20 protein-coding genes are annotated in these 25577 nt (G+C 41.1%); 12 read left to right on the plus strand and 8 right to left on the minus strand.

The genetic code is table 11. From position 1 onward, the window contains the following. Positions 1-205 precede the first annotated feature (205 nt). The 11 genes from Q0A08_RS17800 to Q0A08_RS17850 all read left to right on the plus strand — a co-directional run bounded on the left by Q0A08_RS17800 (position 206) and on the right by Q0A08_RS17850 (position 16224). Positions 206-2572, plus strand: a complete 2367-nt coding sequence (locus Q0A08_RS17800) for an efflux RND transporter permease subunit (RefSeq protein ID WP_438462811.1) — start codon at positions 206-208, stop codon at positions 2570-2572. Between the two features lie 48 nt (positions 2573-2620). Continuing rightward, positions 2621-3460, plus strand: a complete 840-nt coding sequence (locus Q0A08_RS17805; protein ID WP_438462812.1) for an outer membrane lipoprotein-sorting protein — start codon at positions 2621-2623, stop codon at positions 3458-3460. Then, positions 3460-4815 (plus strand): hypothetical protein, encoded by a 1356-nt coding sequence (locus Q0A08_RS17810; RefSeq protein ID WP_438462813.1) that lies wholly within the window; start codon positions 3460-3462, stop codon positions 4813-4815. Before Q0A08_RS17805 ends, Q0A08_RS17810 begins: the two co-directional genes overlap by 1 nt. A gap of 43 nt (positions 4816-4858) precedes the next feature. After that, on the plus strand, positions 4859-5527 hold the full coding sequence (locus Q0A08_RS17815; protein ID WP_438462814.1) for a TetR/AcrR family transcriptional regulator: 669 nt from the start codon (positions 4859-4861) through the stop codon (positions 5525-5527). A 4-nt stretch (positions 5528-5531) separates the two neighbouring features. Beyond that, complete coding sequence (gene rimI, locus Q0A08_RS17820; RefSeq protein ID WP_438462815.1) at positions 5532-5993, plus strand: ribosomal protein S18-alanine N-acetyltransferase; 462 nt, start codon at positions 5532-5534, stop codon at positions 5991-5993. A gap of 3 nt (positions 5994-5996) precedes the next feature. Further along, positions 5997-6602, plus strand: a complete 606-nt coding sequence (locus Q0A08_RS17825; RefSeq protein WP_438462816.1) for a DJ-1/PfpI family protein — start codon at positions 5997-5999, stop codon at positions 6600-6602. A 293-nt stretch (positions 6603-6895) separates the two neighbouring features. After that, positions 6896-8038 (plus strand): glutamine-hydrolyzing carbamoyl-phosphate synthase small subunit, encoded by a 1143-nt coding sequence (gene carA, locus Q0A08_RS17830; RefSeq protein ID WP_063339436.1) that lies wholly within the window; start codon positions 6896-6898, stop codon positions 8036-8038. Between the two features lie 17 nt (positions 8039-8055). Beyond that, on the plus strand, positions 8056-11271 hold the full coding sequence (carB, locus tag Q0A08_RS17835) for a carbamoyl-phosphate synthase large subunit (RefSeq protein ID WP_438462817.1): 3216 nt from the start codon (positions 8056-8058) through the stop codon (positions 11269-11271). Continuing rightward, positions 11271-11747, plus strand: coding sequence for a transcription elongation factor GreA (greA, locus tag Q0A08_RS17840; protein ID WP_438462818.1), 477 nt, complete (start codon positions 11271-11273; stop codon positions 11745-11747). The genes carB and greA overlap by 1 nt, the downstream gene beginning before the upstream one ends. A gap of 255 nt (positions 11748-12002) precedes the next feature. Beyond that, positions 12003-13355, plus strand: a complete 1353-nt coding sequence (locus Q0A08_RS17845; RefSeq protein WP_438462819.1) for a response regulator — start codon at positions 12003-12005, stop codon at positions 13353-13355. Between the two features lie 118 nt (positions 13356-13473). Next, positions 13474-16224 carry a response regulator gene (locus Q0A08_RS17850; RefSeq protein WP_438462820.1) on the plus strand — a complete coding sequence of 917 codons (2751 nt, stop codon included), beginning with the start codon at positions 13474-13476 and terminating at the stop codon, positions 16222-16224. Here Q0A08_RS17850 and Q0A08_RS17855 read toward each other — a convergent pair. Then, a complete protein-coding gene (locus Q0A08_RS17855; RefSeq protein WP_438462821.1) occupies positions 16219-17676 on the minus strand; it encodes a sigma-54-dependent transcriptional regulator in 1458 nt (485 codons plus the stop codon). The genes Q0A08_RS17850 and Q0A08_RS17855 overlap by 6 nt on opposite strands. Before the next feature lie 195 nt (positions 17677-17871). Between Q0A08_RS17855 and Q0A08_RS17860 the strand changes: the two genes are divergently transcribed. Continuing rightward, entirely contained in the window at positions 17872-19431 is a 1560-nt protein-coding gene (locus Q0A08_RS17860) for a SpoIIE family protein phosphatase (RefSeq protein WP_438462822.1), read from the plus strand. Here Q0A08_RS17860 and Q0A08_RS17865 read toward each other — a convergent pair. The 7 genes from Q0A08_RS17865 to Q0A08_RS17895 all read right to left on the minus strand — a co-directional run bounded on the left by Q0A08_RS17865 (position 19415) and on the right by Q0A08_RS17895 (position 25577). Further along, a complete protein-coding gene (locus Q0A08_RS17865) occupies positions 19415-20122 on the minus strand; it encodes a tyrosine-protein kinase family protein (RefSeq protein ID WP_438462823.1) in 708 nt (235 codons plus the stop codon). The two genes, Q0A08_RS17860 and Q0A08_RS17865, sit on opposite strands and share 17 nt — an antisense overlap. 14 nt (positions 20123-20136) lie before the next feature. Continuing rightward, positions 20137-22242: an SLBB domain-containing protein gene (locus Q0A08_RS17870; protein WP_438462824.1), complete on the minus strand. Its 2106-nt coding sequence runs from the start codon at positions 22240-22242 to the stop codon at positions 20137-20139. Next, positions 22239-22709: a hypothetical protein gene (locus Q0A08_RS17875; RefSeq protein ID WP_438462825.1), complete on the minus strand. Its 471-nt coding sequence runs from the start codon at positions 22707-22709 to the stop codon at positions 22239-22241. Before Q0A08_RS17875 ends, Q0A08_RS17870 begins: the two co-directional genes overlap by 4 nt. Continuing rightward, positions 22706-23158 carry a hypothetical protein gene (locus tag Q0A08_RS17880; RefSeq protein ID WP_438462826.1) on the minus strand — a complete coding sequence of 151 codons (453 nt, stop codon included), beginning with the start codon at positions 23156-23158 and terminating at the stop codon, positions 22706-22708. Before Q0A08_RS17880 ends, Q0A08_RS17875 begins: the two co-directional genes overlap by 4 nt. A gap of 4 nt (positions 23159-23162) precedes the next feature. After that, entirely contained in the window at positions 23163-23498 is a 336-nt protein-coding gene (locus tag Q0A08_RS17885; protein ID WP_438462827.1) for an STAS domain-containing protein, read from the minus strand. 206 nt (positions 23499-23704) lie between these two features. Then, positions 23705-24376: a sugar transferase gene (locus Q0A08_RS17890; protein ID WP_438462828.1), complete on the minus strand. Its 672-nt coding sequence runs from the start codon at positions 24374-24376 to the stop codon at positions 23705-23707. Further along, entirely contained in the window at positions 24369-25577 is a 1209-nt protein-coding gene (locus Q0A08_RS17895; protein WP_438462829.1) for a glycosyltransferase family 2 protein, read from the minus strand. The genes Q0A08_RS17890 and Q0A08_RS17895 overlap by 8 nt, the downstream gene beginning before the upstream one ends.

The raw sequence follows: 25577 nt of genomic DNA on the forward strand, positions 1-25577 counted from the left end.
TTTAACGTCTCCTTTTAACCATAAGCATTAATCTAACCGATTGATTTCTTTTGCTTCTTTACGTCAAGCCCAAGATATGCCCAAAAACTTAATTAAGTTATTCCTAATCTTTATATTGACAGTGTGAATTTTATATATACGATGTAAATATTCATTGTAAATAAACGATGTAAATATTTGTTTTTAATTTCTCAAGGAGACTGGAATGAATCGTTTTAAGTTAGCCTGGGCACACTTCGTGGTGAATAGACCTTGGCCTATTTTTGCTGTCACTGGATTGCTATTAGGATTGGCAATTATGTCAATTGTGAATAAGCCAATTCCTTATGATAACTCTAATGAAATGTACTTCTTACCCAATGATCCAAGCCTATTGGCTTTCAATGAATTAACGGATCTGTTTGGCGATTCGGAATACCTTTCTATTGGGATAGAAGCTAGAGATCAAGATAAAGATGTCTTTAGTCAGGACACGATTCATTTAATTGATTCATTAACTCAAATGCTTGAAGAGCATGAAGTGGTGACTCAGGTAAGAAGTTTGTCTAAATACCAATATACCCATAATGATGAGGGTATTTTGGCAACCGATGATCTGTTTGAAGAACCAGATGCGGTAACTCAGGCAGATTTGTTAAATGCCAGAGATGTCATGACAGGTGAAACCTTAGCCCTAAACACCTTGATTACAGAGGACTTTCAGCAGACTAGGGTATTAGCGCGAACAGAATACCGAGCAGGCGATAATTCTCATAAGGTAAAAATTGTTACTGATCTTATTCAATTTATTGAAACGCAAAACTTTGCGGAGCAAGGTTATCAGCTACGTTTAGCGGGTAACCCAGTCATAGGTGAGCGATTTGAAACCTTAACCAAAGAGGATATGGCTTGGATAAATCCAACAATGGCTTTGGTTATGTTGGTTATCCTTTTTGTCACCTTCCGTTCTATTACTGGTACATTGGTTCCTTGGCTGGTCATCGGTTTTTCCATTGTTAGTATTACTGGCATACAAGCCTATTTTGCTTGGCCTTTTACGGCGGTCAATTCTGCCTTGGTACCGACGCTTATTATTATAGGGATGGGAGTAAGCGTTCATGTATTGGTGGAGTTTTATCATTTTCGAGCTAAGGGTTTGGTGCCTAAAGAGGCAGCTTATGAAACCATAGTTCATCTATTTCAGCCGGTTTTATTTACCGCTTTAACTACCTCAATCGGTTTTGCTGCTTTGGCAATTACCGAGCTATTGCCAGTGAAACAATATGCTTATTTAGCGGCAATGGGGCCATTAACTATCTTCTTAGTCTCGATGACTAGCCTGCCTGCTTTATTAAGTTTTATCCCTTGGTTGCCTAAAAGAACGCAAGCCGCGTTTGAAAACGATTTAGTCGGGCGAATTACTCAAAGCATCCCCGGGTTTACCTATCGTCGACGATTACCTATCGTGCTGTTTGGCGCACTCGCCTTACTCTTTAGTTTGTTCTTTGTCAGTAAGATAACAGTGGATTCCAACTTTATTACTTACTTTAAGAAGGACAGTTGGATTACCCAAGATATGCACTATTTCGATGAGCATTTTAAAGGGATTTCTAATCTAGAGATTATGATCGACTCCGGCATCGAAGGTGGCGTCAAAGAACCTGAATTTTTACGACGAGTTGAATCCTTACAAGATTATTTAGAAGGTTTGCCAGTCGCGGGGGATGCCAATTCATTATTGGACTTCTTAAAGCAAATTCGCCAAGCCGTGTCTGAAGATGATCCTGCGTTTTTTATTCTGCCTGACTCTGCACAAATGACGGCTCAACTTTTATTACTTTATGAAAACTCTGGCCCAGATGAAGACTTATCTGATTTAAAAGACTTTGACCAAAGGCATCTAAGGTTAACCGTGCCAGTTATCAATATGTCAGCTAGTCAGATGACACTTTTATTAACGCAAATCAATACTGAGTTAGAAGCTGAATATCCAGACCTTACAGTAGTAATTACAGGCCCTATGGTGATGTATAACGTGCAGGACAGATACATTAATGAAGGTATGTTTAACTCCTTTAGCATAGCGCTGTTGCTCATTGGTCTCAGCTTTTTTGTGCTGTTTCGCTCGGTGAAATATGGCTTGATTGCTCTCGTTCCGAGTGTTGTGCCGATTTTGATGGCGGGTGGCGTCGTGACTTTAATGGGAATCTCACTCGATCTCGGCACCATGATAGTGGGCGCTATGACAATGGGGATAGCTGTAGATGATGCAATCCATGTGGTGAGTCGTTATTTACTTGCCCGCTCCCAAGGAGCAGATGTGAATAAGGCGATAGGGCGTGCCATGAATGAATCGGGTCGTGCGGTTGTCTTTACCTCTCTCATTTTAGTGGTTGGCTTTAGTGTTATGTTGCTAGGCTCCTTTATTCCTTACATCAACACCGGCTTATTCTCCGCCATCATTATGGGGCTTGCTTTAGTTGGGGATCTTATCGTCTTACCTGCTTTGCTTTACATGATAGATGGCAAAAAAGATCAGGCATTGGCCGCGAAAATATCAAATCCAACCCAGTCTCAGCCTTTATCTAAATAGTGAGACCTTTATCTAAACCGCTTATTTAATACTTAGGAGTTATTTGAAATGAAACTATTTAATTACAAAGCAATTGAGAGCAAAGCGATGTTGAAAGTCTTTGGTATTGGGTTGTTGACTGCGAGTCTTACCAGCTTTCCTGTGTCTGCTCTTGAACTTAGTGCTAAGCAAATCATGCAAAAAGTAGATGATAGGGATACAGGTGAAACCATAGTGTCCGAAAGTGCTTTGATTTTAATTGATAAGAAAAAGCGCCAAAGAATTAGGCAGCTTAAGCTCTTTTCTAAAGAGTACGAGCAAGTGGATAAGAGTGTGTCTTTTTTTATGTCGCCAGCCGATGTGAAAGATACTGCTTATATGTCGTTTGATTGGGATGACGATGCTAAAGAAGATGACTCTTGGCTTTATTTACCCGCTTTGCAAAAGACCAATCGAATTGCTGCCAGCGATAAGTCGGGCGCCTTTATGGGCAGTGACTTTTCTTATGCGGATATTGACGGGGTAGAGGTGGAAGATTTTACCTATCGCTTAGTGAAAGAAAGTGAAGAGGTAAATGGTCATGACTGCTGGGTGATAGAGTCGACACCCAAGAGTAAAGTCGTTATTAAAGAGACAGGGTACCTCACGACAACCTCTTGGATACGTAAAGATATCTTTATGCAGGTTAAGGCCATTATTAAGGTTAAAAAAGGCAAGCGAGTGAAATACTTTCAAGCCAAGGATATAGAGCAAATTCAGGGTATCTGGACCGCGAAAACCTTACAAATGGTGACGACTAAGCGCAATAAACTTGAGCACTCTAGTGTATTAAAAATTAATGCAGTGGATTATCAAACCAAGGTTGATGACAAGATGTTTGAGAATAATCGCTTACAGCGAGGTTTATAATGAAGAGACTCGTATTAAACAAGCAGGTCAGCTGGCATGCCTTGACCTGTTTAACCAGCTTGATACTTTGCTCATCAAATCTTGTTTATGCCAATGATGATTTTTTTGCAGACATAGACGTTGAATATGAAGATGAGGAATCGTCTCTTGTTGATGATTATTACATTACAGGGCATTTTAAACAGGGTTTAAGTTATGGTCTGCAAAAACCTTCTACTTCGGGGTTTGATCGTGATGACAAAGGCGTTGAAGAGCTAGATACCAGCCTTTATTTAGCATTAGAAAAAGATGTGTCTGATGAGGTTTTGATAAAAGCCTCATTTGATTTGTCTCTTGATTGGACTAACTGGCAAACAGGTGAGCTTAATTACAATAGTGATGATACTGATTTTGTCTGGCGTGACCTATATCTAGATTGGGCTGAAGATGATTTATGGATAAGGGCGGGTAATCAAATTCTTGCTTGGGGGGAGTCGGAGGTTTTGGCTATTACGGATGTGGTGAACCCAAGGGATCTCACGCAATTAGGGCAGGCCGATTTAGAAGATATTCGACTGCAAGCACCTGTTTTATTCGCCTCTCACCCTTGGTTAGGTATGCAGGCCGAAATTGCTCTTGTTTATGATGCAGATGCGAATGAAACGGCTGCATCAGGTGAGGCTTTTGATCCTTACATTAATTATACCAATGCAGGCTTGAAGGTTAGCGAGAAAGAGCCTGATCAATCCTTGGAGTTCGTAGGGCGTTTATATCGAAGTTTTAATGGTGGTGACTTTGCCATTACTTTGGCAGATGTGAACTGGGATGATGTAAGTGGCGCTGCCTTTATCAATATGAATGAGTTGGTGTTTCAGTCTTCAAGAGTAAAGGTGTTGGGGGTATCTGGTAGTTGGGTAAAAGGTGACTATTTATTTAAATATGATCTTGCTCGACATTGGGATAAGGCTTTACAGCCAGATAGTGTGACTTCGGCTCCGTGGCAGGAATATGACCAAACCTTAGCAGCCTTGATTCTTGAATATTCAGGTATTGATGAGTGGGTGCTTACTTTCGAACTAGATTCAAGTTATACCCATGACTACTCAGATACGATTGCGGCAAAGGAGCACACAACTGGCTACTTTGCGAGAGCAAGGTGGACCACACTCAATGACCAACTAACGAGTCAATTTAGTGTATTAAACCTCTTGGGAGGAGAAGGGCAAATATATCGGCTAAGTGCAGACTATGATATTCAAGATGGAATGAGTATTGGTTCAGAATATGTGGTTTATCGTGCGGATTCTGAGTCAGATGACTTATATGCTTATCGTGAGCAAGATGTGGTAAAGTTGCGTTATTCATATCATTTTTAACTCAATTAAAGACATTACCCGCAGAAGGTAAGCAAGGAATCCTGTGAACAAAAGAGTCGCCTATCATCATGGAAATCTGAAAGAAACCCTAGTGGTTGAAATGTTGTCCTTATTAGAAGTACAAACATTAGAAGAGATTTCGTTACGCAAATTGGCCAAGCATGTAGGGGTTACTCCTACTGCAGTATATAACCACTTTGCTGATAAGCACGCTTTGTTAGCCGCAGTATCTGTTGAATGTCTGAAGCGTTTTGCTAGATACCTTGAAGAAGGACATAATGAGAATGCTAAGCCGATTGATCAGCTGATTAGTTTAGGTAAAGCCTATTATTCCTTCACTTGTGAATTCCCTCATATGGCAGGTGTTTTGTTCGACTATGTGATACCGCCGGAATATGTGGGCGTTGAACAGATCGAAGCCGGCATGTTGGCAGAAGCAACAACTCGTAATGTTATCCGGGATCTTTTGGTTGAGCGTGGTATTCCTCTGACAAATGAAAAAGAAGCCTTAGGCACCTTTATGGCGTGGAGTCTTAGTCATGGGGTGACTGCGCTTTCTTCCAAGAAAATGAATCAATCCGCCTGTATTACGGAACGTTGGCCAATGGTGTTCTCGATGGAAAGCCAAGAATCAATTGATTACATATTTGATAATATGGGCTACATATTGGTTGAAGGCCTAGTGGCTTGTTTGAAAAAAGACGCGGAATAGCTCAGTGACATATGTTTATCGTCCAGCCTCTAGGGATGATCTAGCGAATATCCTGTTACTCGATCAAATCGCGAACCCTCATCCTTGGGGTGAAAAGCTAGTGACTCAAAGTTTTGATCAGCCTCAAAAACGTATTAATATTCTGGTATTGGATCAGGCTCAAACACTTTGTGGCTGGCTGACTGCATCAACGCTTTTTGACGAATCAGAACTCGAACTTATCATGGTCTCTCCTCAAGCTAGACGGCAAGGTTTAGCTCAAGGCTTGATGCAAGCTTGGTTTGCGAGCATAGAATCAATACCTGTTCATCTTTGTATGTTAGAAGTCAGGGAGTCCAATCAAGCTGCCTTAGCCTTATATCAAAAACTCGGCTTTGCTCAAGTGGGCTTGCGTAAAAATTATTACGCCACAAAGAGCGGTAAAGAAGCCGCCATTCTAATGAATTTAAATTTAATGAAGGATTAACTCATGCCAAGTGTATTAGTGCCCATTGCTAATGGTAGTGAAGATATCGAAGCTATTACGATTATTGATGTATTACGTCGTGGCGGTGTGGAAGTGGTTGTAGCCAGCGTGCATGACAGTCTACAAATAACCGCAGCAAGAGGTAGTAAGATAGAAGCTGATGTGCTTTTGTCTGAACTGGAAACCTATACCTTTGCTGATGGTAGTCACTACAGTGTGGGTGAAGCACTGGATGAAAATGTCATGTTTGATGCCATTGCCTTACCGGGTGGCTTACCAGGCGCTGAACATTTAAGAGATTCTGAGTTGTTGGTGGATATTTTAGAAAAACATGATATTCATGATGCGATTTTAGCGGCTATTTGTGCGGCACCTGCTTTAGTGCTTGGAACTCATGGTTTTGTCATGGATAAACAGGCTACTTGTTACCCTGGGTTTGAAGAAGGTTTAACAGGCGCTCAGTATGTTGCAGATCAACCTGTGGTGATGGATGAGAATATTATGACAAGCCAAGGGCCTGCGACAGCTATGGTATTTTCATTAAGTTTGCTAGCTAACTTGATCGGCTATGAAGAAACGCAAGAAGTGGCTGCTGGTCTTCTGTGTTAATCAAGCTTTACTCAGGTTTTGCGCTCTTTAGAGTTGTACATTATTAAAACAATGGGGTGTATACTAATCTTGACCTAAAGGTCAATAGAATCTTTAAAAAAGAGTTGAAATAACTGGGATTAAATTGGTTATTTGCTAGACCCTTGAGCCAGATAAGAGTAAAATTGTTCAGATTTTTGGGCAGTTTCTCATTGCGGGATTGTCCAATTAAACCGCTATTCAGAAAAGCGAGATGCACCTTATGGAGCGTCTCGCTTTTTTGCAACCAGATAGGCATAAAACGGGAGGCTCCTTTGGCAACATCAGCGATTCTAGCTCTAGAAGACGGCACTATATTTAAAGGCGTGTCGATCGGGGCAGATGGCTCCTCAACTGGCGAGGTGGTATTCAATACCTCTATGACCGGTTATCAAGAAATTCTTACAGATCCTTCCTACGCTCGACAAATCGTTACTTTGACTTATCCTCATATCGGTAATACTGGTGTGACTGAAGAAGACGAAGAATCAGATAGCATCTGGTGTAACGGCTTGATCATTCGTGACTTGCCACTTGTTGCAAGCAGCTGGCGTAAGCAAGAAACTTTGGATGCTTACCTGACACGTAAAAACGTTGTGGGCATTGCTGACATAGATACGCGTAAGCTAACTCGTATTTTACGAGAAAAAGGCGCTCAAGCTGGCTGCATTATGGCGGGCGATGACGTTTTATCTGAAGAAGTTCAGGCTAAAGCTTTAGCTGCAGCACGTGCCTTCCCTGGACTTAAAGGCATGGATCTCGCCAAAGAAGTAACAGTTAAAGAGCAATGTGAATGGACTGAATCAACTTGGGACCTAGTAAAAGGTCACACAACACCAAGTGAATTTGATTTCCATGTTGTTGCTTATGATTTCGGTGTGAAGCGTAATATCTTGCGTATGTTGGTTGAGCGCGGTTGTAAAGTGACCGTGGTACCAGCACAGACACCTGCCGCTGATGTTCTAGCCATGAATCCTGATGGTGTTTTCCTCTCTAATGGACCTGGTGATCCAGAGCCATGTGATTATGCGATCACGGCAATAAAAGAAATCTTAACCACAGATATTCCTGTATTTGGTATTTGCCTAGGCCACCAATTATTGGCATTAGCAAGTGGTGCTAAAACTAAGAAAATGAAGTTTGGTCACCATGGCGCTAATCACCCAGTGCAAGACATTAAAGCTGGCACTGTGATGATCACGAGTCAAAACCATGGTTTTGCGGTTGATGAAGATAGCCTTCCAAGTAACTTGGAAGCGACGCATAAATCATTGTTTGATGGTTCTTTGCAAGGTATCGCACGAACAGACAAGCAAGCCTTTAGTTTCCAGGGACACCCTGAAGCTAGCCCAGGTCCTCATGACGTTGCACCTTTGTTTGATCAGTTCATTGACTCTATCAAAGCCACTAAAGCCTAAGCAGGAAACAAATTATTATGCCAAAACGTACTGATATCAAAAGCGTTTTAATCTTAGGTGCTGGTCCGATCATCATCGGTCAGGCCTGTGAGTTTGACTATTCTGGTGCGCAAGCGTGTAAAGCGCTTCGTGAAGAAGGTCTACGCGTTATTCTGGTTAACTCTAACCCAGCAACCATCATGACTGATCCAGCGATGGCTGACTCAACTTACATTGAGCCAATCGAATGGAAAACCGTTGCTAAAATCATTGAAAAAGAACGCCCAGATGCCATATTGCCAACGATGGGTGGCCAAACAGCATTGAACTGTGCGCTTGATCTGGAGCGTCACGGTGTATTGGCTGAGTTCGGCGTGGAAATGATTGGTGCAACTGCGGATGCGATCGACAAAGCGGAAGACAGAAACCGTTTTGACCAAGCAATGAAGTCCATTGGTCTTGAGTGTCCTCGTGCCGGCATTGCGCACAATATGGAAGAAGCTCACGGTGTTCAGCGTGAAGTTGGTTTCCCTTGTATTATCCGTCCTTCTTTCACCATGGGTGGTACTGGTGGTGGTATCGCGTACAACACGGAAGAGTTTGAAGAAATCTGTACTCGTGGTTTGGACTTATCTCCAACCAACGAATTGCTAATCGATGAATCTTTGATCGGTTGGAAAGAGTATGAGATGGAAGTGGTACGTGACAAGAAAGACAACTGTATTATTGTTTGTGCCATCGAAAACTTTGATGCTATGGGCGTACACACAGGTGACTCAATCACAGTTGCTCCTGCTCAAACACTGACAGATAAAGAATATCAAATCATGCGTAATGCCTCTTTGGCAGTATTGCGTGAGATTGGTGTTGAAACTGGTGGTTCTAACGTTCAATTCGGTATGGACCCTAAAACAGGTCGTCTAGTTGTTATCGAGATGAATCCTCGTGTCTCTCGCTCTTCAGCGCTAGCGTCAAAAGCAACGGGTTTCCCAATTGCAAAAATCGCCGCTAAATTAGCGATTGGCTACACCTTAGATGAATTGCAAAACGACATTACAGGTGGTCGTACACCAGCAAGCTTCGAGCCTGCGATTGACTATGTTGTAACTAAAATACCTCGTTTTACCTTCGAGAAGTTCCCAACAGCGAATGATCGCCTGACGACACAGATGAAATCTGTGGGTGAAGTGATGGCAATTGGCCGTACTTTCCAAGAGTCAGTACAAAAAGCATTACGTGGCCTAGAAGTGGGCGCTGATGGCTTTAATCCTCAGCTAAACTTTGCCGAAGAAAACAGCAAAGACAAACTAATTCACGAACTTAAGTCGCCAGGTGCTGACCGTATTTGGTACATAGGTGATGCATTCCGTATGGGAATGTCTGTCGATGAATTGTATGAACTAACCGGTGTCGACCATTGGTTCCTAGTACAAATCGAAGATCTAATCAAAGAAGAAGCTGGCTTAGCGAAAGCAGGCTTAGCGGATCTTGATTACGATTACATCCGTCGTCTAAAGCGTAAAGGTTTCTCTGATGCACGTTTAGCTCAATTAATGGATGTGACTGAAAAGTCATTGCGTGAACGCCGTTACTTGATGAATGTACACCCAGTGTACAAGCGTGTTGATACTTGTGCGGCTGAGTTCGCAACGGATACGGCTTATCTTTACTCTACTTATGAAGATGAGTGTGAAGCTGAGCCAAGTAATAAAGATAAAGTGGTTATCTTAGGTGGTGGTCCAAACCGTATCGGTCAAGGTATCGAGTTTGATTACTGCTGTGTACATGCTGCGCTAGCATTACGTGATAATGGTTTTGAAACTATCATGGTTAACTGTAACCCTGAGACAGTATCAACTGACTACGACACGTCTGATCGTTTGTACTTTGAGCCGGTAACGCTTGAAGATGTATTAGAAATCGTTCGTAAAGAAAAGCCAAAAGGCGTTATCGTTCAGTTCGGTGGACAAACACCACTTAAAATTGCGCGTGCATTAGAAGCTGAAGGCGTGCCAATTATTGGTACAACACCAGAAGCGATTGACCGTGCAGAAGATAGAGAACGTTTCCAAAGCATGATCCAGCGTCTAGGTTACAAACAGCCTAACAACGCAACCGTACGTAGTACTGATCAAGCGCTTATTAAAGCCGCTGAAATTGGCTTCCCTCTGGTTGTTCGCCCATCTTATGTACTAGGTGGCCGTGCGATGGAGATTGTTTATAACGAATCGGAATTAACTCGTTATATGACAACTGCGGTTAAAGTGTCTAACGATAGCCCTGTGCTTTTAGATCACTTCCTAAACGCAGCGATTGAAATTGATATTGACTGTATCTCTGATGGTGAGCAAGTTGTGATTGGCGGCATTATGCAGCACATCGAACAAGCAGGTGTTCACTCTGGTGATTCGGCATGCGCCTTGCCTCCACACTCTCTAACACAAACACAACAGGACGATATTCGTGAGATGATCGCGAAAATGGCCCTAGAGTTAGGTGTTATTGGTTTGATGAATACACAGTTAGCGATTCAAGATGGTGAAATTTATGTGATTGAGGTTAACCCTCGTGCATCACGTACTGTGCCTTTTGTCTCTAAATGCATAGGCCGTTCTTTGGCTCAAGTTGCTGCTTTAGTTATGTCTGGTAAGACATTAGCTGAACTAGAATTTACTAAAGAAATTATTCCTTCTTATGTAAGTGTGAAAGAAGCTGTCTTCCCATTCAATAAGTTCCAAGGTGTTGATCCAATTCTTGGGCCTGAAATGAAATCTACCGGTGAAGTCATGGGGGTGGGTGATACTTTCGCTGAAGCCTTTGGTAAAGCGGTTCTTGGTGGCGGTACTGTATTGCCAACCGGTGGTACTGCATTTGTCAGTGTGCGTGACATGGATAAGCCGAAACTGGTTTCTGTGGCACAACGTTTGATTGAAAATGGTTTTGAGTTGGTAGCAACAAGCGGTACAGCGAGTTATCTAACAGAGCAAGGTGTTGCCGTTCGTAAGATTAACAAGGTAAACGAAGGTCGTCCTCATATCGTTGATATGTTGAAAAACGGCGAAATTGATTACATTGTCAACACGACCGAAGGTACTCAAGCAATCGCTGACTCTTCTGTGATCCGACGTACAGCATTACAGCGTAAGGTTTGTTACACTACAACATTAACTGGCGCTGAAGCGACTAGCTATGCGCTGGGCTGGAATGAAGAAACGAAAGTTCGTAGATTACAAGATTTGCACCAGGGGAAATAATGAGAAAAGTACCAATGACGGTAGAAGGCGAAGCACGTTTACGTGAAGAGCTGGGTCACCTTAAATCTGTGGAGCGTCCACGTATCATTAATGATATTGCAATTGCGCGTGAACATGGCGACTTGAAAGAGAATGCTGAATACCATGCCGCTCGTGAAGAGCAGGGGTTTGCAGAAGGCCGCATTAAAGAGATTGAAGGTAAGCTTTCGGATTCTCAAGTAATTGATGTTAAAGCCATTGCACACACTGGCAAGGTTATTTTTGGCAGTACAGTTACCTTGTTTAATGTGGACACAGAAGAAACGGTGACTTATCGCATTGTGGGTGATGACGAAGCAGAAGTGAAAGATAAAAAAATCTCTTATGCTTCGCCAATTGCTAAAGCACTCATTGGTAAGAATGAAGGTGACGAAGTTGCCATCAAGATTCCAAGTGGTGAAGTAGTCTATGAAATTGAAAGTGTTGAGCATCTTTAATTAGGCAAGACATTTGAAATTTAAAAAGCCAGCTTATCTAAGATAAGCTGGCTTTTTTTATGTCTAAATTTTTTAATCCTTGTTTTGCTTATAAATATTTTCTTATATTTAAGAGATTATCGACTCAAGCTGAATCCCATGACTATACTGTATTAGTAATTCAGGTTAGATTAATCGTTAAGATAAATGCATATCCTCGAATGAGGCTGTTAGAACAGATTCATAAAGACATTAAAAGAGTGTGATGGCAAATGTATGGATAAAAGCATATTAGTAGTGGATGACGAACCGCAAATTTTAAGTGCCTTAAAGCGAGCTTTACGCAAGCAGAGTTACTCAATTTTATTTGCCAATGATGGACATGAAGCATTAGATATTTTAAAGCAGCATGAAGTCGACTTAATTTTATCTGATTATATGATGCCAGGCTTGTCAGGTACTGAGCTATTAACTCAAGCCGAAAAAATTCAGCCTAATTCTATTCGTATTATTTTGAGTGGGCATTCTGATTTCCAAACCGTGCTTGAATCGATTAAAGAAGGTGTCGTACATAAATTTTTAGCTAAGCCTTGGACCAATGACGTCCTGATTGAACAAATTAATAAGGCATTAGATACGGGCTCTTGTACAGATGATGGACAAGATAAAGCCCAAATGAATGATAAAGCTCAACCAAAAGTAACAGGGTCAGCCTTTAATCAGACATTTGACATTTTTCTAACCCTAGATAATAAAATCACAAGTATCGCACCTGAGTTAGCTGAGTTATTTGAATATAATGCTGACGATATTTGTGGAGAAGATATTGCTATTTTGTTTACAGAGAAATCCTATCAGCAGCATCTCATTTTTATTGAAGAAAATATTTCTAGTCAATCTGATTGGCAGCTCCCTGTTAAAAAGCGTATTGGTAAAACACAGCATAACTCTTTTCTCTCTATTGAACTTGCTATGGCATTTACTGCTGAAAAAATCATTTGCTCTATTACCCCACTACAAGGAATAGCCCATAAAGGAAAAGGCTTAGATTCGATTTTAAACAGTATACAAGGGCCCTATATACTGATTGATAAGTCAGGCAATATTCGAAACTTTAATGACAAGTTACTAGATGTTTATCAAACCTTTTCACAACCAGAAAAGAGCCAGTCTTTTAAAGACTTCATTAATACTTGTATCGAAAATGGTGCTTTCCCTGATGCAGTGGGCGAAGAAGAGGTTTGGTTTGATAAATTTTACACCTTTGATGAGGGGAGTAATGAGCATCGTTTAGTTGATGATAGTTGGATCAAAATCAAAGCCACAAGAGCACCAGAAGGCGCTAAAATTTTATTGCATTTTGATATTACTGAGAAAAAGCAGATGCAGCTTTCATTGCAGGCAGCGTTAATTGATGCCAAACAGGCTAAAGATGAGAAAGCAGAAGTACTAAACAGTGTTCAAAATAACATTCTGACACCTATGAAAGATGATGTGATGGAGCCGTTAGAGCAGCTGAAAAGTACTGAGTTAGACTTGGATCAAAAAAACCATCTTGATAATGTTCTTGAATCGGGCAGCAAAATATTGTCCAGCCTAGATAATATTACCCAAAAGGGAGATGGGTAGTTTAAGCCTTTTATAGATATGACGTTTTCTTTATCTGGCCACGTTAAATAGGTTGGTAAGAGCTGGCAACCTGACGATAAGTTATTAGGATGTAAACTGATAAAAAGGAATAGAGCAGATGCCAAGCACTATCTTACTTGTTGATGATGAAGTTAACATCCTACTCGCGCTTAAACGGACTTTAAGAAGCACTGGCCATACTGTTCTAACTGCTAATTCAGCAGGAGATGCTCTCGCGATTTTAGCTGACCGTAGCGTAGATCTGATCATTTCTGATTATCTTATGCCTCACATGACAGGGATAGAGTTACTTAGCCAGATCGAAAAACTCCAACCAAATGCCATTCGTATTATTTTAAGTGCTCATGCCGATTTTGATATTGTCACTCAAGCCATTCGCTCTGGCTCTGTGCATAGATATCTGGCGAAACCTTGGACTAATTCTGTTTTAGTCGAGCAAATAAATAGTTTATTGGAACATGAAGGGGATAACACTTCGAACCAAAAGGCTACAAATGTAACTGACGCTTCTGCTCCTGTCCCAGAAAAAATCGCAGTATTGGGTGAGTATAATCCAGCGTTGAATCAAACCATTCTCGACTCTATTAAAGATGGTATAGCCACTTTAAATGCCCAAGGTGAACTGTTAAGTATCAATCCCGCCATGGTGGACTTATTTGGTTATCAGGGTAAAGAGCTTATCGGTCAGCATGTCAATATGCTGATGCCGACACGAAATACAGGTCAATCAAGAGAAGAGCGAATTAGAGAACTAGGTTATTTAAATACCTCCTCTATGGGGAATGCAAAAAAAATTGTTGGCCGTCGTAAAAGTGGCGATGCCTTTCCCGTTGAATTGAATATTCACAGATTGGCAGGAGACGATGAGCTTTATATCTATATGTTTCGCGACATCACAGCATGGGCGCAAGCGGAAAGTGATAATAAACAGCTTTTAAGAGCTTTAGATTGCAGTAAAGATGGGTTTGCTCTATTTGGCTCTGATGGTCGTTTGATTCGTTGCAATAGGCAGTTTCAAGATCTTTATCGAGCTTGCTCTATTGGTCCGAAAGAGGGGGTTAGTTATCGTGATTTTTTACAAGACTGCATTGCGAGCGGACTTTTTGCTGAGGCCAAATCAGACCCAAATAACTGGATAGAATACTTTCTTATTTATACGAAGAATGAGACGTCAGCTGAATATGAAATAGAGCCAGGGCGTTGGATAGAAGTGCATGAAACTCGAGCTGAGAATGATTGTATTATCGTCTTTCATATTGATATTTCAGCAAAAAAGAAAAACGAATTTAGCTTAAGGGATGCTCTTGCCTCTGCTAAAGAAGCCAGTGAAGCAAGGGCTCGCTTTTTGGCTATGATGAGTCATGAGATACGTACTCCTCTTAATGGCGTATTAGGCCTGTTACAACTGCTACAAGATACTAAGCTTGATCAAGAGCAGCAGCACTTTGCTGATGTCGCTTTGAGTTCAGGTATGAGCTTATTGACCATAATTACAGATATATTGGACTTCTCGAAAATTGATGCGGATAAGTTAGACATCAGCCCTAAAATTTGTTCGCTACAAGAAATTGTTCAGGGTGTTCAGCTACTTTTCAAACCAAGGGCTGATGAGAAGTCGATTGCTTTAAAAACTAAAATTAGTCAGCAAGTCGAAGATAGAATTTATGCAGACGGCCAAAGGCTAAGACAAGTGCTGATGAACTTAGTGAGTAATGCGCTTAAGTTTACTCATCAAGGTGAAGTCATCATAGAGGCGGAAAAGTGTGAAGATGGACGTACACGTTTTTGCGTAACTGATACAGGTGAAGGAATTAATGAGCAGGATCAAGCTCACTTATTTGAAGAGTTCTTCACCACCTCTAATGTTAAGCGAGCACCCACAGAAGGGACTGGCCTTGGCTTGGCTATTTGTCGAAACCTGACTGGCTTAATGGGAGGAGAGTTAAGCTTCTCCAGCCAAGAAGGTGTAGGAAGTCAGTTTTGGTTTGATTTATACCTGCATGAAGTGGATCTACCTAATGCGAAATGCTTGCCCCTAGTAACAGAGCAAAGCCGTTTTAATGGCCGTGTTTTATTAGTCGAAGATGGAGAAACTAACCGTTTAGTTGCCAGAGTTATGTTGGAATCAGCAGGGCTTGAAGTAACAACGGCTAATGATGGTGTCGAAGCGGTTGAGATATGCCAAGCAAATACTTACGATCTGATTCTTATGGATATTTCTATGCCAAGAATGAATGGGATAGAAGCAAGTGCAAAAATTAGAGTCCAGAGTCTAAATTCTGAGACGCCAATTGTTGCTATGACTGCCTATGCTTTAAAAGATGATGCTGATAGTTTCTTAGCAAAAGGGATGGATGCATACCTAGATAAACCGATTGAAAAACACAAATTGCTCGCTTGTGTGGCTGATTATATTCGCCCTGAAGTAGTCACTCATGCTGAGTCAAATAATGAAGCAACTGTCACTCAATCTGATACACCTGACCAGCCACTTATCGAAGATCAAGGGTTGCAGCAATTAATCAATGATACTTCAATGGAAGTGCTACCTGAGCTAATTGCTATATTTGAACAGGATGTGATGGAAAGGACCCGCTCATTAACTGAGTTCGTTGAGCAAGAAGACGATGAAGCAGATCAAGAGATTGAGCGCCATCTACATACTTTAAGTAGCAGTTGTGCCATTTATGGTTTACAACCTATGCATCTCAAAGGAAGGGAGCTTGAGGCCTTGTGTCAGCAAAATATGGCTAAGGTTAGGACTCAAGTTGATGTGTTTGTTTCGCTTTCTCTCGATAGTGTAAAAGCATTACATGCTTTGGCTGAGAAGAAAGCGAAAGCGTTATAGGCTCGTTTCTTTCCACTGATTTTTTTTACGATAAATAGTCGCTGCACTGATGCCTAAATAATGTGCTGCAGTCGGTATGTTGCCGCCGCATAAATCGATTGCTCTCTCGATTGCTTCTTTTTCGACTTCACTCATAGGGCGAATAAGTTCGCTGATCACCTGACTACTAGAGTGGTCCATTGGCATATTCATGTTTTGCTCATGAGGAGCCGCCGCTGTGTTTTGATTGCTTTCTGTATGAACTGGCGCTTTTACCTTCATATTACTCAGATCTGAGTCTAAAGGCGCAGGCAACATGGAAGGTATGACGGATTCACCGTTACACAGCACGACTATGTTACGAATTACATTTTGAAGTTGTCTTACGTTTCCAGGCCATTCGTATTGACTAAGGATGAGCTCTGACTCGGAATCAAAACCAATAAAGTCTTTTTGCTCTTCTCTTGAATACTGATTGAGGAAGGAGTTAGCGATTTCAACCACATCGTTTTCTCGCTCTCGTAATGAAGGTAAGTGTATGGGTAATACATGCAAGCGGTAATAGAGGTCTTCTCTAAAGTTACCTGCCTGTACTTGCTCTAAAGGGTCTTTGTTAGTCGCACAAACAATTCTAACATCGACTTTTTCTGTCTTGTCACTGCCAACTTTTTGTATGGTACTGGTTTGTAAAAAGCGTAATAACTTAGATTGTAGAGCCATGTCCATTTCACATATTTCATCGAGAAATAACGTGCCCTTGTGTGCGGCTTTTGCACAACCATCTCGCTCACCAATGGCACCAGTAAAAGCACCTTTTACATGACCAAAAATTTCACTTTCCATCAAGTCTTTAGGAATTGCCCCACAATTTAGTGCCACGAAAGGGCCATTAGCTCTATCACTGGTTTGATGAACCGCTTCAGCACAGACTTCTTTACCTGTGCCGCTTTCTCCCGTAATGAAAATGGTCGCTTTTGATGCCGAAGCACTATCAATCAGTTGATAGACTCTTTGCATTGCTAAAGAAGAGCCAATAAAGCCGCAAAATTCTTTACGGTCGATTTCTTCTTGATAGGTTTGCAGTTTGCGTTTTAGCTCTTGGCTTTCTAGAAAGTTTTTTAGGGTAGTGACAAGTCTGTCTTTGTTAAAGGGTTTTACTAGATAATCTCTTGCTCCAGCTTGCATTGCATCTATCACTGTTTGCATAGAACAATCACCTGTTGTGACTATGACCTCTGTCTCAATTTCATTCTCTTTAATATGAGCTAAGATTTCTAAGCCATGCATATCTGGCAGGTTAAGATCGAGTAATACGCCAGTGAAGGCTTGATTAGAAAGAAGCTCTAGAGCTTTTTTGCCAGTTTCGGCACGAGTAATGTGATAAGGCAAGCCATTTAAGTAACTGCGATACACCGCGGCCATAGAAGCATCGTCTTCAACTAGGAGTACTTGAGTGAATGTATTGGGCTGCATAGTGAAATATCCTATATTGAATGGTTCCATGTGTGCTTAATATTAAGTTTAGACTATTCTAAAAAAAGTACTTTAAGACATTGATCTAGAGACTTTATATTCATAATAGATTTAACACTTTTTTCTCTTCAATAGGGTAATTTTTCGTGATATTTAGTCATGTCTTACTAAGCTAGATAAGTAAAGGGAGTATTTATGGAGCGATTATTAGCCCAGTGGCAGCTTGAACCTGAGTTGGCAAGTGCCTCAATTGCACGTCAAAACCTTACTCAGTTTTTTGCGACAAGCTCGCTTGAAATTAACCCTGCGGACTTTTTATTAGCAGTGACAGAGTTGATTGTTAATCTTTGTCGTCACTCTGACCCCAAACCAAATCAAGTTCAATTGGCGTTAAAGCAAAGTGACTATTTTTTGAATTTAGAAATCTTAGATAACGGTGGTAGCTTTCGCTCATTTAGTCATTTTATGAATGAATTTGATCCCTTACTAGCCGATGAAAGCGGTATGGGGCTTAAGCTCTTAAGAGATAAATTTGATGATGTATTTTATATTCCCGCTTGTTATCGAGAAGACGCACAGAACTTAACCTTGGTGCGTAAAGCGATATCAGCCACAGAGCCCAAAGAAACCATACTGTTAGTCGATGATGATCAAGTTTATCGCAAGTTAATCGCCCTATACCTAAAAGCTGATTTTGAGGTTATTGAAGCAGGTTCAGTTGGCCAGGCATATGATGCATTGCTTAGACATAACCCAAGTTTGGTGATTTGTGATATTAAGATGCCAGATGCAGATGGGCCAGTCCTCTTTGATCAAATAAGGCAAACCCCTAAAGCTGCTAAAATCGCTTTTATTTTCTTAACCGGCCTAACAGATAAGGCCTTGTTAACGAACGCCTTATCACGACCTATTGATGAACTAATACATAAGCCTATTAGTAAAGAAAAGCTGTTAGAAGTAGTTCGACAAACATTGCAGCGTCGTCATTATCTCGCTGATCAGGTAGAGCGAGAAATTTATCAAAAAGCCTCACTAGGACTAACGCCAAGATTGCCCAAAAAACTAGGTGCTTTTAATTCAGCTGTTCGTCATCATTCTCCGCAAGCAGGCGGAGGGGACTTTGTATTACTTAATCAAGATGAGGCAAAGCAAAGGCAGCAGATTGTATTTGCAGATCTAATGGGCCATGACTTGATGGCAAAAACCTATGTGTTTGCGCTAGCAGGTTATCTAAGAGGATTATCTAGTGGGCTAAGCCAAGCATTAAGGCCCGCTGAAGAGTTACTTACATTAGTCGCAAAAGGCTTTGAAACCGATCAAGTACTCGCCGGAACATTAGCTACTGTGATGGTCATTAATCTTGATCAAAATGAACTTAAAATCGCTAATGCAGGGCAACCTAAGCCTTTATTAATTAGTGCTTCTTGTGTGTCTAAGGTCAATGTTGATGGGGCTTTGCCTGGCTTGAGCTACCATATGTACCAAGCAAACTCTGTTTATTTAGAACCAAAACAAAGACTGTTAATTTATTCAGATGGCCTGTTAGATGCAGTAGAAGAGGTGCCTTTGAAGCTTGAAGAGCTACTTTTAGCGGGTAATCAATTAAGTTTAAACAGTTTAGCGGATAATCTCATGGCCTTCTTTATTGCCAAAAGCCAGCAAGAGAAAAGACGTGATGACTGTACCATTATCCTGCTGGAAAATAGTGGCACTGAGAATCAAGACTTTAGTGCGGAACTTATAAGTCTTGATTAAGTAATAGGGAGCGTTCGATTAACCTTCTGAAAAATGCCATGCTTTTTGGTAAGTAGCGTTCAAACCTATGAGTTTCCCTTATGAGTTCATCTTTTAACGAAGGTGAGAACCTATCATTCATAATGACTGCTGAGATACTTGCGCCATTCTGCTCTAACATTTCCTTCGCTTCAGTAAGTTGGCTCTCTGTGGTGACATTCGTTAATACATTTAAAAAAGTGTGCTGACTGGTAAATGACAATGCTTCTGTTGGGATAACACTGGCTTCTTGGCATAGAAGTGGCGACACATCACAGATGATAAGGTCATATTGAGTCATGGCGTTTTGGAAAAATAAGGACATGACCTCAATGTCTCTAAACTCAATACAACGGCCTGTTTCACTTGGTGCACATAATAGCTTTAGCCCCGGTGTCTGACTGTCCTGTACCGCTTGTTCCCAATGACCTGTGAGAGGTAACCATTGGTTCTGTTGAATATCTTCAAGTTTGTCCAAGGTTGGGTTTTCTAAATTTAGCTCCATCAGCAATACATGTTTACCTGCTTGCGCCGCACGTGTGGCTAAAGTGTGGCAAAGGCTGGTATTGCCTGAATCTTTAGTAAGACTAGTAATACATATTTGCTGTATAGACTCTCTGACTATGGTGGAGTAAATCGCTTCCACCGCGGATGTTTTTTCCATGCTACGCATAATGATTCTCCCCTCTATAAGCCAACGAGAACAGCAAAGGATGCCACGGTTACCAAATCTTTTAGACCTTCTAAGAATTGATACCAAGCACTTTGTTCTTTACTTGGAATGTAGAGAGTGTCGCCTGCTCTAATAACGGGTAGGTTAGTAAAGTTTCCTGACTTTGCAAACTTCACTAGATCAAAGCGACGAGCATGGACCTCACCATCAATTCGATTAACAACCGATATCCTATCTTGAAGTGCCATAACGGTAGGTCCGCCGGCTTCAGCCAGTAAGTCCAGTACTGTCATGCTGTCATTAAAGGTGTAACGACCAGGGCGATTTACCGCTCCTAATACCCTAACAACTCTCTCTTTTGGTTTCTGTAACCATTCTTTATTTAAGCTAGGTACGTAAATTACGTCTTCATTTTGGATATTAGCCAATAGGGATTCATCACCGGTTTCAAAATAAAGATTCAAGTTTAGCTTGGTAACATCTGCTTCGTTTCCACCACGGCGTGCAATACGTATATTAGTTAGGTCTGCTGAGGGGGTAGGGCCCTGTGCTGCAGAAAGCAAATCCAGCAAATTCAAATCACGGTTAAAAGCATAACGGCCGGGAGCACCAACAGAGCCAAAAATATAGATTGAGCTTTTGCTAGATTGGCGCGTCCATTGTGAACGGTTGTCGTTAGGGTCTTGTGGTAATTCGGGCATGACTACCGTATCCCCTGCTTTTAGTTTAGGCAGTGAATTTAAGTCTCCACCTCTTTCTAGGAAACGTTTTAAATCAAACTCTGTGGAACTGACTTGTTGTGTGTCATCACTTGAGAGTACTTGTAAGTGTGATGTATCCGCTTTAGCGGTTGGACCACCTGCGTGGGCAATAATATCCATCAAGCCCATTTCATCTGCCCATTCATACCGACCCGGACGATTCACGGCTCCCATGATACGAATCGAACGATTAGGGTGGATTTTCAACCAGCTTTTTTCGTTCATATCCGTTTTTTCAGGTACAAGAATAGCGTCTCCTGGAAAAATAGTCGGTAAACCTTGATCACTATTACCATCTACATAGCTTTGTAGATCAAAGGCTGAGACTTGACCATCAGCTCGAATAATCCGAATTTGACGGGTCTCCGCAAAACGAGTTGGTCCACCTGCAGTGGCTAAAATGTCATAAAACCCTGTGTCATCCTTCATTTCCATTGCTCCGGGTTTAAATACTTCACCCATGATGTAAACAGTACGAGACCCTTTTTCCACTTGCTCAGATGCTTGAGGGACAAAAATAACATCACCTGGTTTAATTTCAGGTAACAAGCCTGTTTGGCCTGTGTCTAAAAACTCGCGCATATTAAAAGGGAAGGGTTCGCCATTCTGAATGACTCGAATCTGCTCAATACCCGCATAACGTGTAACACCACCAGCACGCATTAGCATGTCTAATACAGATGGCTTGCCTTTATAAGAGAAAGTACCAGGGCGATGAACTTCACCAAATACTTTAATAGATTCTTGTCCGCTAGCATCACCTGCTGCGGTTAATGTTCTTGCATCGAAATCCACCTGTACATTACCAATTAAAGGAGAAGCTGGAACAAAAATAACGTCTTTAGGTTGTAGTGCAGGTAATACGTTTTGATTACCCGTATCCAAGTATTGTTTGTAATCGAACTGAATCGTTTGCTCTCCGCGACGAATCTGGAGTTTATCTAATTGCGCCCCTTGTGAAAGTCCACCGGCTTTATTGATTGCCATTTGAACATTAGAGTTTTGAGGTAAGTCGATTTCTCCGGGGGTTTGTACAAAGCCTAGTACCATGACGGATAAGCGTCTTTCAACTAAAAATAATTCGAACTTGGATAGGTCACGATAAACAACGGATAAGCGTCGAATTAAAAATGCTTGTGCTTGAGGAGGGTTCATCCCTTCGATAAAAAGGCTGCCTACTTCAGGTAAGGTGACATAGCCTTGAGGATCTAGCTGAAATGTATCATTAAACTCGGCTTCACCTGGGAATTTAAGGTTAAGCACATCACCTGGGCGAAGTGTGTGTTGAGAGTTGGCCATCACGGCTTGACTAATAGTCATTATGATTAGGATCAGCCAAAGTTTAATTGAAGATTTCATATGCATTGCTCCCAGCGTGTTAAATTAAAGCAGTTCCTTATGGATGAAAAATTTTGTTCAGGGTAATTGCTTTCAATATCTCTAAGAATTTCTTCGACTTGGAAGATTGAAGATTTTGCTTTTTCTTCATACTGCTTAAATTGGTATTTTTTACTTACCGATAAGAGTTTCTCCACCTGAAAGTATTGTTCAGGGTGATGCTTATGTAGGCCTGCATCTTGATGGGCTAATAACAAACGATCACATTTATGAATGCGTTTTTGCAGATTTTGTTTGCTTTTAGTGCCTGAGCGTAAAAAGCTTTCATTGATACCATTTGAATCAAAACGGTAGGTTGCTTGACCTGAAGAGGGCTTAATACTAATTACTTGGCCTGGCTTTAATGTGTACTCTACTGCCACGGCACTATTTAACTGGCTTAAGCTTAAAGTTAAGCATGCAATACTGGCTAAAGAATGAATATTCATGTGCATAACTCCCAATTTCTCAAGTTATAACAATTCCTTAATACAGAAAGCTCCATTTCAGGATGGCGGTGTACAATCAGCATTAGCAGGCTTTCTGCTCTTTGTAAGGCTCCCTCTGCTTGATCTTCGAACTCACCAACCTTTTGTCTTTGGCTGACAATTAATAAGTCTTTTATTTCCACATATAGAGCGGGATACATCTGGCTTAAACCCACGCTTGTGTGATTTAAAATAACTCGGTCACATTCCTTAATACGGGCAATAAAACGTTTATTGTTCTCTATATGTGCGGCATCAAAATAATCAGCTTTAGTGTTAGCTAAATCTAATTCAGGCGCTAAGGCATAACGCTCTGCTGCACCGCCAGAACCTTCTTTCATCATATAAAAGCAACCTGTCAAAGAAGGCAGAATAAGCAAGGTTAAGGACAGCTTTATGATGTTATTCATAGGACTACCCATTCACCTGAATGGACTTATCAATACGAAGGTATTGGATAAGCTCAAGTGGCTGGCCATGCACCTGATGGAGTCTTAAGGTGCAGTTTGAGGTTCTCAAGCGTTTAAATAAAAACACTAAAGCGCCAATGCCAGAGGAATCGATAAAGGTGACCGAAGTGAAGTCTAAATCGACATCTTGAGCTCTGTTACCAAGCTGCTCTAATTCACTTCTTATTGACTCTATCGCGAGGGCATCTAGCTCACCTTCAAGGTGAAGGTCTGTTTTTATGACGGTTTGGTTGAGGGTTGGGATGGTTTGCTCTTGAGATGTGCTGTTAAATAATGACATTGGCGTTACCTATAAAGTTTGTTTGCTATAACTAGATAGAGCAAGTCATATGCCAATAGGTAACTTATTGATTTTTAATGTTTTAGCTGAATTTTTCTGTTTCTTTAATAGAATAATTACGTTTTAAAATGCATCTTTCTCAAAATGCGATACAAAATAAAAAGCCTCACACTGATTATTTTGTACCGCTGTATTATTTACCTTGATTACTGGCCTCGACCGCAAACCATGACGACGATAGTTTTAAAGACAATGTCTATATCTGCTCTTAGCCATGAAATAAAGCTACTGAGGCTCAAGGCATAAGCATGATCATAGGAAACCTTATTACGTACATCTTCAATGCATTCGTCATATCCCTGATTTACTTGAGCTAGACCTGTAATACCAGGTTTTAAGCCCCATGTTCTTTCCGTAAAAAATGGAATAGCATCTTCAAGTTTTTTGTAGAAGTCAGGTCTTTCTGGACGTGGCCCAATGAGCGACATATCTCCTTTAAGAACGTTATACAGCTGAGGAATTTCATCTAATCGAGTTAAGCGAAGAAAGCGACCGATGCGAGTAATGCGTGGATCATTTTTAGTGGCTAATACCGCGCCAGTCGCTTCTTCTGCATCTGTTCTCATGGTTCTAAATTTATACATGGAGAACATCTTGCTGGTATCGGGTGTAACTTGTCCCACGCGCAACTGACTAAAAAAGATAGGCCCATTAGAATCAAGTTTGATAAGTAGGGCGAGTATGGGCAATAAGCACAGGCCGATACTTAATCCGAGTATTGCTGCACTAATGTCTAATAGTCTCTTAGTGATTAACACAGAGATGGGAATATAGTTTTCATTGGTATTCATTGGTATATCTTGATTTGGATTATTCATGATGATTCTCCTTAGTGGAAACGGGCTTCCAAGCGCCTTTTTGTTTGCCCAGTAGGTAACTCATGACGCCAATCAAGCTACTAAAATAGGCATTGATAAGATAAAAAATAACAGTGAATATTTTGGGTATCTTGTTACTGGGAATTCGATTACTAATACGAGCGAGTGCAATGCAAGCTAACTGTAATAACGCAAACCCCAAAAACATCAGAGAAACACTTGATAATGCAAAACTTAAGACCAGTTGTAAGGCTAAAATAATTGGCATGAGTGCTAGCATCGCTTTCCCCGAGAAGAAGGTGAAAGCCGTGCCTCTATGCTTAGGGTGTAATAGCTTTGTTAAGCGAACAGCTTGCTGGAAGTTACCAGCAGCAATGCGAATGCGTCTTTTTTGATCCATCTCATTACTGGCCTGCTCTAACTCTAGGGCAATAATATTGGTGTCATATTCTGCTTTATAGCCTTTGGCGACGATTTCCATTGGAATAATGAAATCGTCGTTAATTGTGTCTAATGGAAGCAGCGTAAAAAGGTGCTTACGGAAAAAATAGAGAGCCCCATGCACGCCAATGGGAGCGCCTAAACTAGACTCCACTTGCTTTACTTTGGTTTGATAGTTCCAGTAGCTTCTTTCACCTTGGCTACCTGGATTGAGGAGCTTATAGGTTGCGGCAAGTACCCCTATTTTTTCATCGGCAAACTGACGAGCACAAATAATAAGACTATCGAAGGATATCAGGGCGGATGCATCACTTAAGCCGATTAGGTCAGAGTTAATCTTAGGGATAGTTTGATTAAGAACCGCGACCTTGCCCCTGTTTTCTGAGTATTCAATGAGATCAAGGTCTAGCTCTTTCACCTCAGTCTCAAGCATGGTTTGTCTGACAATTTCGGCTGTATTATCACAACAGCCATCACAGGCAATGACTAGCGATAACTTATCTTTAGGGTAGTCAAGTGATGCGACATTTCGAATTTTGTCCGCAATCACATCTGCTTCATTGTAGGCAGGCACTAGAATGCAAATACTAGGCAGTGGTTGATCTTCACCTGAATTGATAGGTGCTGCTTGTTTGTCGTTTGCTGGTTCACGATAAACAAGCTTTAAAATAATGGGGTACACCAGATGATGATAAATAATCAAAAACCAAGTGAGCCCGAAAAGTATAAGTAGCCATCCCTGTAAATTTGAAAATATCAT

It is taken from the genome of Marinomonas sp. PE14-40 (assembly GCF_051623805.1).
In the GTDB taxonomy this organism is placed as follows: Bacteria; Pseudomonadota; Gammaproteobacteria; order Pseudomonadales; family Marinomonadaceae; genus Marinomonas.

Excerpts from the sequence above, each read along its gene's own strand:
- Q0A08_RS17860 (WP_438462822.1), top strand. The coding sequence starts at position 17,872 with ATGGAGCGATTATTAGCCCAGTGGCAGCTTGAACCTGAGTTGGCAAGT.
- Q0A08_RS17890 (WP_438462828.1), bottom strand. The coding sequence starts at position 24,376 with ATGAATAATCCAAATCAAGATATACCAATGAATACCAATGAAAACTAT.
- Q0A08_RS17895 (WP_438462829.1), bottom strand. The coding sequence starts at position 25,577 with ATGATATTTTCAAATTTACAGGGATGGCTACTTATACTTTTCGGGCTC.
- Q0A08_RS17855 (WP_438462821.1), bottom strand. The coding sequence starts at position 17,676 with ATGCAGCCCAATACATTCACTCAAGTACTCCTAGTTGAAGACGATGCT.
- Q0A08_RS17810 (WP_438462813.1), top strand. The coding sequence starts at position 3,460 with ATGAAGAGACTCGTATTAAACAAGCAGGTCAGCTGGCATGCCTTGACC.
- Q0A08_RS17825 (WP_438462816.1), top strand. The coding sequence starts at position 5,997 with ATGCCAAGTGTATTAGTGCCCATTGCTAATGGTAGTGAAGATATCGAA.
- Q0A08_RS17845 (WP_438462819.1), top strand. The coding sequence starts at position 12,003 with ATGGATAAAAGCATATTAGTAGTGGATGACGAACCGCAAATTTTAAGT.
- Q0A08_RS17800 (WP_438462811.1), top strand. The coding sequence starts at position 206 with ATGAATCGTTTTAAGTTAGCCTGGGCACACTTCGTGGTGAATAGACCT.
- Q0A08_RS17850 (WP_438462820.1), top strand. The coding sequence starts at position 13,474 with ATGCCAAGCACTATCTTACTTGTTGATGATGAAGTTAACATCCTACTC.
- Q0A08_RS17865 (WP_438462823.1), bottom strand. The coding sequence starts at position 20,122 with ATGCGTAGCATGGAAAAAACATCCGCGGTGGAAGCGATTTACTCCACC.
- Q0A08_RS17875 (WP_438462825.1), bottom strand. The coding sequence starts at position 22,709 with ATGAATATTCATTCTTTAGCCAGTATTGCATGCTTAACTTTAAGCTTA.
- Q0A08_RS17880 (WP_438462826.1), bottom strand. The coding sequence starts at position 23,158 with ATGAATAACATCATAAAGCTGTCCTTAACCTTGCTTATTCTGCCTTCT.
- Q0A08_RS17885 (WP_438462827.1), bottom strand. The coding sequence starts at position 23,498 with ATGTCATTATTTAACAGCACATCTCAAGAGCAAACCATCCCAACCCTC.
- carB (WP_438462817.1), top strand. The coding sequence starts at position 8,056 with ATGCCAAAACGTACTGATATCAAAAGCGTTTTAATCTTAGGTGCTGGT.
- Q0A08_RS17870 (WP_438462824.1), bottom strand. The coding sequence starts at position 22,242 with ATGAAATCTTCAATTAAACTTTGGCTGATCCTAATCATAATGACTATT.
- greA (WP_438462818.1), top strand. The coding sequence starts at position 11,271 with ATGAGAAAAGTACCAATGACGGTAGAAGGCGAAGCACGTTTACGTGAA.
- Q0A08_RS17805 (WP_438462812.1), top strand. The coding sequence starts at position 2,621 with ATGAAACTATTTAATTACAAAGCAATTGAGAGCAAAGCGATGTTGAAA.